Annotated in this window: 12 protein-coding genes; 6 read left to right on the plus strand and 6 right to left on the minus strand. The window is 42.6% G+C overall.

Annotated elements, in window-relative coordinates; all coding sequences use genetic code 11:
* Positions 1 to 495 precede the first annotated feature (495 nt).
* Together AC1RM2_RS20220 and AC1RM2_RS20225 are read right to left on the minus strand one after the other, a co-directional pair.
* Entirely contained in the window at positions 496 to 975 is a 480-nt protein-coding gene (locus AC1RM2_RS20220) for a MarR family transcriptional regulator (protein WP_492986964.1), read from the minus strand.
* A gap of 10 nt (positions 976 to 985) precedes the next feature.
* Positions 986 to 1483 (minus strand): GNAT family N-acetyltransferase, encoded by a 498-nt coding sequence (locus AC1RM2_RS20225; protein WP_492986965.1) that lies wholly within the window; start codon positions 1481 to 1483, stop codon positions 986 to 988.
* 549 nt (positions 1484 to 2032) lie between these two features.
* Between AC1RM2_RS20225 and AC1RM2_RS20230 the strand changes: the two genes are divergently transcribed.
* A complete protein-coding gene (locus AC1RM2_RS20230; protein WP_492986966.1) occupies positions 2033 to 2560 on the plus strand; it encodes a hypothetical protein in 528 nt (175 codons plus the stop codon).
* 331 nt (positions 2561 to 2891) lie between these two features.
* Here AC1RM2_RS20230 and AC1RM2_RS20235 read toward each other — a convergent pair whose 3' ends face one another.
* Positions 2892 to 3101 (minus strand): hypothetical protein, encoded by a 210-nt coding sequence (locus AC1RM2_RS20235; protein WP_492986967.1) that lies wholly within the window; start codon positions 3099 to 3101, stop codon positions 2892 to 2894.
* Positions 3102 to 3593: 492 nt separating this feature from the next.
* Between AC1RM2_RS20235 and AC1RM2_RS20240 the strand changes: the two genes are divergently transcribed.
* From AC1RM2_RS20240 to AC1RM2_RS20260, 5 genes are all read left to right on the plus strand, one after another.
* Positions 3594 to 5183 (plus strand): vitamin K epoxide reductase family protein, encoded by a 1590-nt coding sequence (locus AC1RM2_RS20240; RefSeq protein ID WP_492986968.1) that lies wholly within the window; start codon positions 3594 to 3596, stop codon positions 5181 to 5183.
* Between the two features lie 108 nt (positions 5184 to 5291).
* A complete protein-coding gene (locus AC1RM2_RS20245) occupies positions 5292 to 5483 on the plus strand; it encodes a bacteriocin-like protein (protein ID WP_492986969.1) in 192 nt (63 codons plus the stop codon).
* A gap of 81 nt (positions 5484 to 5564) precedes the next feature.
* Positions 5565 to 6983 carry a TlpA family protein disulfide reductase gene (locus AC1RM2_RS20250; protein ID WP_492986970.1) on the plus strand — a complete coding sequence of 473 codons (1419 nt, stop codon included), beginning with the start codon at positions 5565 to 5567 and terminating at the stop codon, positions 6981 to 6983.
* Positions 6984 to 7025: 42 nt separating this feature from the next.
* Positions 7026 to 9206 carry a peptidase domain-containing ABC transporter gene (locus tag AC1RM2_RS20255; RefSeq protein ID WP_492986971.1) on the plus strand — a complete coding sequence of 727 codons (2181 nt, stop codon included), beginning with the start codon at positions 7026 to 7028 and terminating at the stop codon, positions 9204 to 9206.
* A gap of 61 nt (positions 9207 to 9267) precedes the next feature.
* The gene (locus AC1RM2_RS20260) at positions 9268 to 10668 is read left to right on the plus strand and encodes an HlyD family secretion protein (protein ID WP_492986972.1); all 1401 of its coding nucleotides are present in this window, start codon (positions 9268 to 9270) and stop codon (positions 10666 to 10668) included.
* 50 nt (positions 10669 to 10718) lie between these two features.
* Here AC1RM2_RS20260 and AC1RM2_RS20265 read toward each other — a convergent pair whose 3' ends face one another.
* From AC1RM2_RS20265 to AC1RM2_RS20275, 3 genes are all read right to left on the minus strand, one after another.
* Entirely contained in the window at positions 10719 to 10961 is a 243-nt protein-coding gene (locus AC1RM2_RS20265) for a hypothetical protein (RefSeq protein ID WP_492986973.1), read from the minus strand.
* Positions 10962 to 11456: 495 nt separating this feature from the next.
* Positions 11457 to 13259 (minus strand): beta strand repeat-containing protein, encoded by a 1803-nt coding sequence (locus AC1RM2_RS20270; RefSeq protein WP_492986974.1) that lies wholly within the window; start codon positions 13257 to 13259, stop codon positions 11457 to 11459.
* Between the two features lie 130 nt (positions 13260 to 13389).
* Positions 13390 to 14016 carry a response regulator gene (locus AC1RM2_RS20275; RefSeq protein ID WP_492986975.1) on the minus strand — a complete coding sequence of 209 codons (627 nt, stop codon included), beginning with the start codon at positions 14014 to 14016 and terminating at the stop codon, positions 13390 to 13392.
* Positions 14017 to 14042 lie beyond the last annotated feature (26 nt).

Consider the following 14042-nt stretch of genomic DNA (forward strand, 5'->3'; position numbering starts at 1 on the left):
TTAGTTGGCAGTTGCCGGTTTGCAACCGCCAGTTTGGTTTGCCGATTGCAATTTTTAACACAAGCAAAAATAACACCAGTTTAACAGCGCGGTACGGGTGTTCGGATTTACACCTTACTGTTCGGGGAAAACTGCCGAACGTGTAAGGTATTGTTATTTAATTAATTAAGTGTTCGGGGTTTTGGTTTTTGTGTTCGGGCTTCTGGGTTTTGCGAGAAAATTGGCTATTGCACCACCCCATTTTTATAAAAATCAGCGTAAAATATTACCCCCTCGCCAACCCTTCATATATACCTGCCACACCCCCGGCAAGCTATTGTTAACTACTTGCTACACCTTTACTACCCCTTGCCAGGCACCCGGTATTTTTGCAGGCGGGCGATAGTCTTTCGGCCACCTCCCCAAACAATCCAACAGCCGATGTTTGTAAAGAAATCCTCCCCCTCATTTTGAAACGAGCGTTCCAAACGCCATCCGACAAAAAATCCGGGCGGTTTACTTCTCCCCCTTTAATCGCTGTGCCCGGGCGAAAAAGCTTTGCAGGCTTATTTGCTCTTCTACTTCGTCGATGGCCTTCATGATGTTGTTTTGCGTGTTGGTAAGTTCGGCGGCGGCGGCTTTGATGATGGCCCAAATGGGGCGCATGCGCTCCACCAGTTCCTGGCCTTTGGCGGTGAGCAGCACGAGGCGTTTGCGCTCGTCGGCCTTGTCTTTTTTCGACCGGATAAGTTTTTCTTTTTCCAACTCCTTCAGCAGGCTGATGGTGGAAGGGTGGGTGTACCCAATTTCATTTGCCAGCTCCACAACGCTAAGTACAGGTTTATAATGCAGGGTATAAATAACCGGGAACCACTTGGGCTCAAAATCAATATTGTTGGCTTTGTAAATCAGCACGCCATCCTTGCGCAGGGTATCGGCAAGGCGCTGCAGCCGGGTACTAATGGCTAAAATGCCCGATTCATCAATAACGTTCATCTGCTTGTGGTTAATTGTTCAAATGTAACTCATAAAAAATATTATCGGCACCCATCAACGGAAACGATGGCGGCAAGTGCTGTTTGGCCAATTGGGTAAAGCCATTTTTTTCGTAAAAGCGGTGTGCCGCCTTCAGCATATCTACCGTGCCCAGGTATATAGCTGTAATATCCTGCTGCCTGCAATAAGCAATCAATTCATCCAGCAAACGCTGCGCAATGCCCAGTTCTTTGCCCCGGTACTCTTTACGCACAAACATTTTGCGCAAGGCACCGGCCTTACCGTCGATGGCTATTAAGGCTATGGTGCCCACCAGTTCACCATCAATTTTGGCGCCCAGGAAAGTGCCGCCGTTTTGGTGGTAATTGCTTTCAATATCCAGCAAATCGGGCTGACTTTTAAGGGTGATAGGCACGTTAAATTCTATTTGCTGTATGGGTAGTATGATATCGATGATCTGCTCACAGTAAGCGTTGTTTAAGGGGGTAATTTCAAGTGAAGTATTCATAATAATTTATTTATGTACAAATCTACGTAGTTAACTACATATATGCAAATTTATTGGTTCATTAGTTGGATAGCGGGATAGGGCTGGCAAGTAAAGCGTTGTTTTTCGGCTTTGCCAATTCAATAATCGCCTTGCAGGTACTAAACTTTTCACCAATGAACCAGTGAACCAATGAACGAACAGGGCGTTCCCCCCGCTGGTAGAAGCGGCGGTCAGGCTTTCCGTTACAAGTCCTCGCTTTGCCTTTGCCGCCCCGGCCTGCCCGCGCTGTGGGCTTTTCACTGCAATCCTTAACGCAAGCTGCGGGTATACAAAAACACCCGGATGAAATTGAACATCCGGGGTGTTGTGTCTTGTCCTTAGGAGCTACCTTTCTTCAGGATCAACTTTTAAAAGCGATGGCCTGCCTGTTTAACGTATTTATTTACAGTATTATTGAGGGCACTGCGGTTGCAGGCAGCCACGGTTCTGTAAGGAATAATTTACATGGACCAACGTTATTTTTAATTCAAAAAAACCTTACATTCATACTAATAAAATCAACCGGAAATGAAAGCAACGCAGATGATAAAATTGTCCATTTTTGCTGTTTGTTTGGCATTTATTTGGCAATCGTGCAATAAAACCACCGCGCCAGTGGTGGCAGCCAGCAGTGCTATATCAGCAACTATCGACGGAACCAGTGAAAATTTCATTACTGTTGATAGCTCGGGCTATCGCAATACCGCAACGTATTACTCGGCTTTCGTTTCGGCAAAAACCGGTACCTCCGCTACCGCCGATAAAATGGAACTGGATATATATTCGCCAAACCCCATTGCTGTGGGCACATACAGCCTGACTAAAAATTACAACCCACCTTTCGGAATTTTAATCATCTATAAAATTAGCGGCAGCAGTAATTTTGCTAACGCTTATGTTATTGATTACACAGGCAATCATCCGGCATCAATAACTATATCATCCATCACCAGCACCAATATACAAGGCACTTTTAACGGAACTTTAATTGCAGCAAACAACTCTGGCGCAACCAAAACAATTACCAACGGTAAATTCAACGTCGATCTTAAATAAGTTATTACCCGGCTGTGCTGGCGTTGCCAGGCCAGCTTAACGGCTATGGTTTTTACCGCATTTTTAGTTATCATGCCCGTAGCCATTATTTTGTCGATTGTTGAATCCGATCACGGCTTTAGTTCGGCTGGAGTTAATTGCTATTATTCCCTATTATATCAGGATGAAAAGCATCCAGTATGCTTGGGAAAGTTTTGATGATACAGAACAGCCGGCTGCCATTGCACCCGAGCCATAATTATTAAAGGTCGCCTCCTTTTAAGCATGTGTTGTGTAGTTGGCGCTCTGCCTACTTAAGTATTTCTTAAAATACTGGTGCGCATGCCCTATGTCACCTCATAATTATCGTGATGAGCGCTGTGGCGGTACGATATAGCTGGAAGCTGGTTAGCCTTACGGGTTTTAATTTGAACGAGGCAAAAAGAGTAAGCCATTTTTTTATTTCGGTCTGCGGCCTCGCGTTCTTTAATAGGGATGTATATAAAATAATGAACATGCATACAGCCATGGTAATGTGGGTGAGTACAAAAAATGCGTTCATGGTAATTGTGTTAAGTGTAAATGAGTTTTGCTTTGGTTATAACCCTGATAACCAAATACGGGCCAATTAAATAAATTGCTTAAAATCAGTTAGTTAGCAATTTTAATTACTATATCCGCTGCGATATATCGTTAAAACACGGTTGGATGCACGCTATTTGGAAAATTGGCAAATGAGGTTGCAAGTCTATCAGCTATTGCGGCAAATGTTTGTGTGTTTGCACCGTTAAAAGATAAGCGTGCAGGTCAGAGCCGAAAAAAACAATCTTTAGCCTCCGTACCTGCAATTTCACGTGTGCTCCAATTTATGATGGTAAATCCCGGCCGGGGCCTGTTTCATCCCGGCATTTACAGCGCCCGGCGAACAGCACTCCAAATATTATAAGAATATTTTTCATATATACAACCCGTATTTTAACGGTGATAGTAACCCGTTAAAATACGGGTTGCGACTGATAGAAACAGAGATTAACTTCAACGAAAATCTACCTGAATGCTGTTTATCAATAATTATGAAAATGCTGATGCCGTGGTCATCATGCTCTTAAAATGTTTACGGATAAATATTCCCGCTCATGAAATAGTAGCTGAATTAAGCAAACACCCAGACTATCCAAGCTTGTTGGCTATAAGTGATGTATTACAAAATTTTAACGTGAATAATGCTGCCTACCAGGTTAGCATACACGATGCGGGCAAGGTACCCTGCCCTTTTATTACCAACCTTAACAGGGGCGACGGTGAGTTTATTGTAGTAGATAAATTAAACGCCGGGGAAGTGTTTTTTTATAACGATAAAGGGAAACAGAAATTACCACGGACAACTTTTGATAAGTTTTTTGGTGGCGTTGTGCTAACCGCCGAAAAAAGCAGCGATTTATTGGAACGCCAGGCTAAAACAAAACTATCGGTTGCAAGCTATCGGTTACCTGCTATTATTGCCGGTATATTAATTATACTTTCAGGTTCATTAATTATCCATTCAACTTACCTTGTTAATTTAACGTGGCAAAAAGCATTTTTAACCATCGTTAAAACATCCGGGCTGGCTACCACGGTATTATTGCTTATCCAGGGTATTGACGGCAACAATCCATTGGTGCAAAAACTGTGTCAAAGCGTAGGTAAAAGCAATTGTAATGCTGTTTTAACATCCAAAGCGGCAAACGTATTTGCATGGCTTAGCTGGAGCGAAGTTGGCTTTCTTTATTTTGCAGGCACGTGGTTGCTGTTGCTTTTTGGTGATGGTTCGGCTTTAGTTTGGTACACATTGCTTGCGCTTAACCTGGTAAGCCTGCCATATACATTTTACTCTATTTATTATCAGGCCCGCATTGCTAAACAATGGTGTTTGCTTTGTTGTACGGTGCAGGCCATATTGTGGCTGGAGTTTATTACCATGGCTTTATCAAACATAACCGGGGTGCCGGTGTTTACCGCTGCCGGCTTAAGCAGCCTGGTTATATGCCTGTTAGTGCCCATTGTATTGTGGGCAATAGTAAAACCTTACCTGCTCAGGCTACAGCTTTTATCCCCCCTGAAAAAACAATTACGAACATTTAAATACAATGTTGAATTGTTTAATAATATGCTTAAAGCACAGCCCCGGTACGCTATGCCTGCCGAAGACTGGAGCATCGTTTTGGGCAACGCCGAGGCCGATAATATTATCACGATGGTAACCAACCCTTACTGCCCGCCCTGTAGTAAAACCCACCAGGTGCTTGATAACTGGCTTAACCAAAATCCAAATTTACAGGCGCGTATTATATTTACCGCCAACAATAACGACAGTGATATTAAAACCCCGGTAAGCCGTCATCTGATGGCGCTTAATAAGCTGGCCGATAAAACCATTGTTAAACATGCCCTGCATGATTGGTACAGGCAAAAGCAAAAAAGCTACGATGCATGGGCAAAAGCCTACCCGGTACAACTAAATGAAACAGAATTTTATAAAATAGACCAGCAAAAAGCCTGGTGCCAAATGGCTGAGGTTACGGCAACTCCGGCTTTATTACTTAACGGATACCGCCTTCCAAATATTTACCAACTACCCGATTTAAAATATATGCTTGAATAAGCGTTCAAAATACTTTTTGGCCAAAGGTGAAGGAGCATGTACTTCGATAATGTATGCCACTATTTGTCAGGTGAAATTGACTATCGATTTTAAAACATAACTATTATTATGGAAATGCAGAAAAAACTTTCAAGAGAAGAGATGAAAGCCATTACTGGTGGAAAATTGGCTTGTAACTGCCAGTGCAATGGCGCAGGTACCTGGAGCGCTTCATACAGCTCAGCATCGGCCGCGTATCATGATCTTCAAACCTATTGCAGCGGCGGTGGTTCTTGCCAATGTACAGAACCTGCGTCATAGTAACCATTAGTTAAATTTAACTAACAAAATGAAGCAAGCTATCGATGCAAATTGATAGCTTGCTTCGTAACTTATACAAATATGAAATACATATCATTTTTATGCTTCATGTTATTTTCCCAATGCGGGTTTTGCAATGTTAAAATCAGCGGAGAGTTGGTTGGCATAAAGGGAGCAACAGGGATAGGCGTATTTTTGCCGGTTGGAAATCACCCCAATGATTATCGCCAAACAATTTACCCTGTTGTAAATAATAAATTTAATATAAATTTCAATGTTTCATCTGAGGTGTTTATCAGAGTAAGGATTGGTTTAAGAACAATTTACTTAATTGTTGCTCCTGGCGATAATATCAGCTTCAAGTATTTTGACAATCCCGATAAATATAAATCTTTAAAATTTGAAGGTACCAATGCTACCGGCCAGTACTGGTATAACGTATATAATTTTCAACCACTTGATAACTATAATCACCACGGAAGCCTATTGTTGGCACTTGCAAACGAAAGTGAAGACCAGGGGTTAAAAAAAATAGGGCAATTTATTTTTGAGCAAACCCAGCCACTTGATTCGTTATACAAATTAAAGCAAATAAGCCCTCAGTTTTTCCTGCTTGCTAAAACCGATATCCGGGATATGCACGCACTTAATTTAATTAAAGGCATTACCACTCTTCAGGAAAAAAACAAAAACAGTCAGGTAAATGATAAATACCAACGCATTAAAAATGCCTTATTCAGCTTTGCAGGCCCCGGCAAAATCACCAACACCCAAACATACTTTGGTGCTATGTTTTTAGGTTATTACTATGAATCTAAACTTGAAGAAAGCAACGCCAACAAATCAAACACTTATAAATTAGGCCCTTACAACGGGTATCAATTAGCTCCCACTGAAATAAAAAATTTTTTATTGGGCGATATACTACTATTTCAAAAAATAATTGGCACCAGTGAATTCGATTTCACAACCACCTTTGCTCAGTATTGCAATGATTTTCCTAAAAGTCCATATATAGCCATGCTCAGGTCATTAATATTGGCAGCCGCCAATGCTAAAACCATTAAACCGGTTACAAACATTTCAATAGATACTATTACCACTTACAATACCTTTAATGATATAAAACGGCATTTTAAAGGAAAGTCGGTTTATATTGATTTATGGGCAACATGGTGCGTTCCTTGCCGGGCCGAGTTCCCCTTCTACCCCGGCCTTCAACCAAAGCTTAAACAAAAAAACATAACATCGGTATTTGTATCCATAGATATACCAATAATGAAAACGCAATGGGTTAATCTTGTTACGCAAAACCATTTAGATGGCTATCATATCCTGGCGGGTAAAAACTTACAGTCGGATATAAAAAAAATTGTTTATCAACAAGGCCAGGTGTCCATCCCCCGTTACATTATTTTAAATAAGGATGGCAGGGTAGTTAGCTGGGATGCCCCAAGGCCCAGTAATCCTGCCCTTGAAAAGTTGTTTGATAAATTGTAAAGGGAAACAGTTGTTAATAATATTACACCTACATCACTACCCATGAAACCGTTTGTATTTTATAAACAGCATGATCAAATGGATTGCGGCCCGGCTTGTTTACGCATGGTAGCTAAACATTACGGGCGTAATTTTCGCCTGCAAAACCTGCGCGAGCTTTGCGAGATCAACAAGGAGGGCGTATCCATGTTGGGTATGAGCGATGCGATAGAAAAGATAGGTTTCAGGTCATTAGGAGTTAAGCTGAGTATTGCCGGCTTGAAAGAAGCCGAATTACCTTGTATTTTACATTGGAGACAGAACCATTTTGTGGTACTTTACAAAATAAAAAACAATAAATTTTATATAGCCGACCCGGCAAATGGCCTGGTGGTGGTTAACGAGGATGATTTTAACCGCAACTGGCTAAGTACGGCCGATGGCAGCGAAGGCATAGCATTATTGCTAAGCCCAACCCCACTATTTTATGAACAGGAAGATGAAAAAGGCAGCGAGCTGCGCTGGGGCTTTTTATTGCGCTACCTTGTTACTTATCGCCAATTGGTAACCCAGCTTTTATTTGGCCTGGGTATAGGTAGTTTACTACAGTTAATAACCCCGTTTTTAACACAATCTATAGTTGATATTGGTATTAATACACGTAACCTTAATTTTATTTACATTATCCTGTTTGCACAAACGGCCCTGATCATCGGGCGGGCAAGTGTTGATTTTATCCGGTCGTGGATTTTGCTGCACATCAGCACCAGGGTAAACATATCCATCCTTACCGATTTTTTAATTAAGCTTATGAAATTGCCCATCAGCTTTTTTGATACTAAAATGACGGGCGATATTATGCAGCGAATGAATGATCAGAAAAAAATTGAAGGTTTTTTGACGGGTTCAACCTTAAGTACTTTATTCTCGTTATTTAACCTTTTAATATTTTCTGTTGTGTTGGCTTATTACAATGCCACTATATTTTTGGTATTTGCAACATGCAGCGCCCTTTATACCATTTGGATAATGCTGTTTTTAAAACGCCGGCGCGAACTCAATTATAAAAGCTTTGATGTGGCTTCAAAAAACCAGAGCAGCATTGTGCAATTGGTAGGCGGTATGCAGGAAATTAAGCTTAACAACTGCGAACAGCAAAAACGCTGGGAGTGGGAACATATACAAGCCCGTTTGTTTAAGTTTAATGTTAAAAGCCTTGCCTTAAGCCAGTATCAGCAGGGCGGCGCTACCTTTATTAACGAAGGCAAAAACCTGCTTATTACCTTTTTAAGTGCGCAGGCGGTTATTAATGGTAATTTAACTTTGGGTGCAATGGTGGCCGTGCAATATATTGTGGGCCAACTAAGCAGCCCCATTGAGCAATTGCTGGGCTTCATACAAGGGTTTCAGGATGCCCGCATCAGTTTAGAGCGATTAAACGAAATTCACCAGATGGCCGATGAAGAACCATTGGATAAAGAATGGAACCATACCCTGCCCGAAAATAAAAGTTTAAGTCTTTCCAACATTACATTCCGTTATCCGGGAGCAGGGAATGAACCTGTGCTGGAAGATATTAGTTTTCAAATTCCGCAAGGTAAAACAACAGCTATTGTGGGTATGAGCGGTAGTGGTAAAACCACTGTATTAAAACTGCTGCTCCGTTTTTATGAACCGCAAAAAGGCGAAATTAAGGTAGGCGGACACCCCATAAACAATATTGGCTTTAAAACCTGGCGCAGCCAGTGTGGGGTGGTAATGCAGGATGGCTTTATATTTTCTGACAGTATTGAACGTAACATTGCGGTGGGTGATGAATACCCAGACAAAGAAAAACTACGCCACGCTATAAAGGTTGCCAACATACATGATTTTATTGATGGTTTACCATTAGGCCTTAATACCAAAATAGGCGCCGAAGGTAATGGAATAAGCCAGGGACAGCGGCAGCGGATGCTGATAGCAAGAGCTGTTTACAAAAACCCCGAATACCTGTTTTTTGACGAAGCTACCAATGCCCTTGATGCCAATAACGAACGGATAATTATGAATAACCTGGGCGAGTTTTTTAACGGACGCACGGTGGTGATAGTAGCGCACCGCCTAAGTACAGTAAGTAATGCAGATAATATAATTTTATTAGATAAAGGCCGGATAATTGAGCAGGGAAGTCATTTTGAGCTTACGGCACTGAAAGGAAGCTATTATCAACTGGTTAAAAACCAACTGGAATTAGGAACTTGATTACAAGATGCTAATTCCACATGTTAAATAATTAAACAAATAAAAAGCCAACGTAAAACAAATGCCTTCAATTGTATTTGAAACTCCACCACCCGAGAAAACTGATGGCTCGAAGAGCATTATTGTTTTAAAAACTCCGCCCGAAGGCCAAAACACCGTACTGGGGAATGTTATAGCTTTAAAATCTCTGCCGCAAAGGCATGCCGATGATATGCAGGATATTATAACCGCCGTGCCATCATGGATATTACGTTGGGGCATTACGCTGTTTTTTGCAATATTAATTTTATTAATTGGTTTGGCGGCATTAATCAAATACCCGGATATTATTAAAACAAGGTTAAAAATTCAATCACCCAATTCGCCAAAGCCGGTTGTTGCAAAGATACCGGGCAAACTGGTTAAGCTTTTGGTGAACGAAAATGAACTGGTTGTAAAAAACGAGCCGTTGGCATTCATTGAGAGTACGGGCAATCATGTGCAAATAATGCACCTTGCTCAAAATTTAACGATGCTACAAAATGATATTGCCACGGGTAAACCAATTAATAACAGCCTTTTTATGCAGGCAAACAGCGTTGCACTGGGCGAACTTCAAACTGCCTATCAAACTTTTTACCAGGATTTTATTAACTATCAATCGGCCGTTAACAATGGATTTTATCTAAAAAAGAAGGCGTATCTTGAAAAAGATCTTGCCGATATCAACCGGCAAACAGGACAATTACAACAAAGCAAGGCCATCCAGCAACGTAATTTTAAACTTGCAGATGATGAGTATGCAATGCATAAAAAGCTTGCAGATCAAAAAGTAGAAACCCAGTCTGAATTACGGCAACAAGAGGCCAAATTTTTGGCCCAAAAATCGCCATTGATACAAACAGAGTCGGCTTTGGTTGCCGCCAATAACAATTACACAGGAAAACAAAAAGAAATTTTGGAATTGGATAACCAGATTAGTGAACAAAAAGCCAGGTTCAGGCAGTCGCTCAACAGTTTAATAAGCCAGGCCGAAGATTGGGAAAACAAATATATTCTCAGGGCATCCCAGGCAGGTAAAATATCGTTTCCGGGCATTATCCAGGAAAACCAGGTGCTTAGCGTAGGGCAGGAAGTTTTTTATGTAAACCCCGGCAACGAAGCTTTCTTTGGCGAAATGGACATCCCGCAAGATAATATGGGAAAAGTTAAGGAGGGGCAGCAGGTACTGATAAAACTGAGGAGTTACCCGTTTGAGGAGTATGGCTTAATAAAAGGTAAAATAAATTACATTGCCGAGGTGCCTTATAACGACAGTGTTTTTGTATCGAAAGTTGATTTTAAAGTGGGCAAGCCGATAAATATTAAACGCCCTATTCATTTAAAACAAGGCATGATAGCCGAGGCCGAAATTATTACCGAAGATGCCACCATATTTCAGCGTGTTACCAGGAGCGTATTTAAAATAGTGGCTAATAAATAGCTGTCAACCCCAGCCAGGCAACAAATTTACCAAAGCGCATCTCCTTAAAATTATGCCGGTAACCTGGGAGCATCGGCGTAACGCCACCTCATAATTATCGTAATAAGCCCTACGGCCGCACGATAAAGCTGGAGCCGGCTTAACCGGACAGGTTTTAATTTAAAGGAGGCAAAAGGCACAACCCATCTTTTTATTTCTTGTTGCGGATTTGCGCTCTTTAACACGGATACATATACCACGGCCAATAGGCATACAGCCATGGTAATGTGGGTAAGTACAAATAATGCGTTCATGGTAATGGTGTTAAGTGTAAATGTGTTTTGCTTTTTACACCGATGATTACCAAACAAATGCCAATTACACAAATAGCTTAAAATCAAATAATTAACTAATATTAATTTATAACAGCGCGGCGATATATCGTTAAAACACGATTGCTTGCTGATATTTGGATAATTGTTGGAGGCTGCCCTCAGCAAGTACCTAAAACCTGCCCCTGTCCAATTCCCGAAACCCTCTTGTATTGATACTAACTACCCGCTTCTACCGGCGGGGGGAACTCTCTGTTAATTCAAAATTCAAAATTCAAAATTCAAAAAAATGTTGCCGGGGGTGGGGGCAGCTGTATAAGCCTGCTGTTTGTAGTCTACCGCTGTTTGAATGTCTCCGGCTTCGAACGGCTATGTTTGTAGTTTATAATTACTGCCCAGCCGCCCCGATAACTATCGGGGTGGCTGGGGCTACTGAAGGCAGTTGGAATAACGTATTGTGCTAACTTAAACACTAATTTATTTAACATATACAGAAACAACCTGGTTAGCCGATGTACGCGCACAGCTTGAGCTCAGTACCGTGCATCCGGGATCCATTTCAACAAAACTGCCGTTTTTCCAGTAGCCGTTTTCGCCCGATGATGACGATGCGCCGCCGGTATATAAATCGGTGTTATTGTATAAGAACAGCGAAGAAACGTTTTCGGCAACTGCATAGGCCGATGGAGTAAGCATGGTGCCATTTTTCCAAACTGCCCCCGCCCCATTGTATTGCCCGCCCACATATACATTACCGCCCGCTACCAGTATGCTGGAAATGCTGTTGAATAAACTGTTGCCTGGTGTGGTTAATGGGACGGAAACACCATTTTTCCAGAGGCGTGGTGCTTTATTTATGATTCCGCCCGTAGCAGGGTCTCTTATTTCTTCAGTACCGGCCACGTAAACTGCGCCGCCCGAAACACATATTGCCGTGGCCAGCGCGTTACCCGAGTGTATGCCATCGGTTATGTCAATTGGTGTGCCGTTTTTCCAGTAAGTTGCTTTTAAAATGGTAGAACTGCCCAGGTATTGTGACCCTGCGACGTAGGTATCGCCATTGCTCACGGCTAAAGCGTTGTTTAAATAATTACTTGTTCCCGAGCCGCCAATATTAGTGACCGTTGTAGTTGTTAACTGGGTAGCCGTGCCATTTTTCCAGACATTGTAAGCCCCATTAACCTGGCCCAGGCAATAAACATCGGTACCCGAAACAACTATCGAAAACGTGTACCCGGTTTGTGAAGATAGATGCACAGCTGTGCCATTTTTCCAATAGGTTGGTGTATTGGTAGATGCAGGCCCGGCTACATAAATATCGGTACCCGAGCCCACCATAGCGTAAGGGTTTGTACAATCGGCTATGGCCGTGAAGGATGAGTTTTTCCAATAACCAAAGCCTTTGACGATATCGGAACCAAGTACATAAACACTTGGGCCGGCTACGATGTATGTAAAAGCTATGCCGTTAGATGTGCCGCCAACGGTGGTAACGGTTATATTTCCTGAACTGCCGCCGGTTGGCACTTTAACAACCAGTTGCGTAGTGCTTGCTGTGGTAACGCTGGCGGCAGTACCGTTAAATTTAACAGTGTTATTAGCGGCTACGGCATCAAAATCAGTCCCGGTAATGGTTACAGACGCGCCTTCGGCAGCCGACGTTGGATTAATTGCCGTGATAGTTGGCGCTACAATGTAGGTAAATACAGGCCCGGTGGCGGTTCCGCCCGAAGTGGCTACGGTTACGGCCCCGCTGGTGGCCGCGGCCGGCGCGGTAACCACTAATTTGGTGGTTGTAGCCGATGTAATAACCGCTGCCACGCCGTTAAATTTTACGGTGTTATTGGCAGCAGTTGCGTCAAAGTTTGTCCCGGTGATTGTTATGGCAGCACCTGCTTTGGCCGAAACAGGGCTGATTGTGGCAACTGTTGGTGCCAATAAATAAGTAAATACCGGCCCGGTGGCGGTACCGCCGGTTGTGGTTACGGTTATGGCCCCGGTGCTGGCAGCCGCGGGCGCTGTTACAACCAAAGTACTTGCGGTAGCCGATGTAACACTTGCAGCAGTTCCGTTAAATTTTACGGTATTATCGGCGGCCGTAGCGCTGAAGTTTACTCCGCTGATAGTGACGACAGTGCCTGCAATGCCGGAAGCAGGGCTGATGGTATTAACCGCAGGTATTTTTACAGGTATGATTACCGGGCTGCTTTTTTTACAGGAGGGTAAAATAACAAGCAGCGCAAAAAGTATACAAATGGAATAGGTGAGTTTTGTTTTCATAAGGTATAGTTTGACGTTTTAGCTTATGATGTTAAAGCTGCGTTTACTTACCCATGAAATTGAGCATATTTAGGATGACGGTCAATCCTCTTTTTGAGTGAATTGGGTGCTGGTTGACCAGATTGGCTTATTACAATATTTTTTCTTTCAGCGCTTTGGCTATGGCTTCTTTGCCACAGTTTACATGCAGTTTCAGGTATATTTTTTTGAGGTGCGAGCGCACGGTGTCAAAAGCCATATTCAGCTCATCGGCTATTATTTTAATACTGTTCCCTTTTATTAAAAGCTGCAACACATCCGTTTCGCGCGAAGTGAGGTTATATTGGTTATCAGTTTTTCGCTGAAATGACATCAGCACTTTTCTGGCAATTACGGGCGACATAGGTGCCCCGCCATCCAACACCTCGCGGATGGCATCAAATAGCCGGGCAGGCGGTGTTTTTTTTAGTAAATAACCGTTGGCCCCAGCGCAAAGGCATTGAAAAAGCTTCTCGTCATCCTCAAAAACAGTGTACATAATCACGGCAGTTTCCGGGCGGGCCTGTTTTACCATAGCAACCCCGCTTATACCCGTTTTGCCGGGCATATCTATATCCATCAACACAACATCGGGGCTAAGGCGTTGTATAATTTCTGCCGCCTGGTTGCAATTATCAAAATCGCCCTTAACCGCGTATTCAGGGTCGCTGTTAAGCAGGTAGGCCAATGACTCGCGCAGGCGGTCATTATCTTCAAATAAAACTATACTTACCGGCATAAGTGCTAAATTACAGTTTACTATTT

This window comes from Mucilaginibacter sp. GW822-FHT03E02 (genome assembly GCF_058801545.1).

Excerpts from the sequence above, each read along its gene's own strand:
- AC1RM2_RS20230 (WP_492986966.1), top strand. The coding sequence starts at position 2,033 with ATGAAAGCAACGCAGATGATAAAATTGTCCATTTTTGCTGTTTGTTTG.
- AC1RM2_RS20245 (WP_492986969.1), top strand. The coding sequence starts at position 5,292 with ATGGAAATGCAGAAAAAACTTTCAAGAGAAGAGATGAAAGCCATTACT.
- AC1RM2_RS20225 (WP_492986965.1), bottom strand. The coding sequence starts at position 1,483 with ATGAATACTTCACTTGAAATTACCCCCTTAAACAACGCTTACTGTGAG.
- AC1RM2_RS20265 (WP_492986973.1), bottom strand. The coding sequence starts at position 10,961 with ATGAACGCATTATTTGTACTTACCCACATTACCATGGCTGTATGCCTA.
- AC1RM2_RS20260 (WP_492986972.1), top strand. The coding sequence starts at position 9,268 with ATGCCTTCAATTGTATTTGAAACTCCACCACCCGAGAAAACTGATGGC.
- AC1RM2_RS20255 (WP_492986971.1), top strand. The coding sequence starts at position 7,026 with ATGAAACCGTTTGTATTTTATAAACAGCATGATCAAATGGATTGCGGC.
- AC1RM2_RS20275 (WP_492986975.1), bottom strand. The coding sequence starts at position 14,016 with ATGCCGGTAAGTATAGTTTTATTTGAAGATAATGACCGCCTGCGCGAG.
- AC1RM2_RS20250 (WP_492986970.1), top strand. The coding sequence starts at position 5,565 with ATGAAATACATATCATTTTTATGCTTCATGTTATTTTCCCAATGCGGG.
- AC1RM2_RS20235 (WP_492986967.1), bottom strand. The coding sequence starts at position 3,101 with ATGAACGCATTTTTTGTACTCACCCACATTACCATGGCTGTATGCATG.
- AC1RM2_RS20240 (WP_492986968.1), top strand. The coding sequence starts at position 3,594 with ATGCTGTTTATCAATAATTATGAAAATGCTGATGCCGTGGTCATCATG.
- AC1RM2_RS20220 (WP_492986964.1), bottom strand. The coding sequence starts at position 975 with ATGAACGTTATTGATGAATCGGGCATTTTAGCCATTAGTACCCGGCTG.
- AC1RM2_RS20270 (WP_492986974.1), bottom strand. The coding sequence starts at position 13,259 with ATGAAAACAAAACTCACCTATTCCATTTGTATACTTTTTGCGCTGCTT.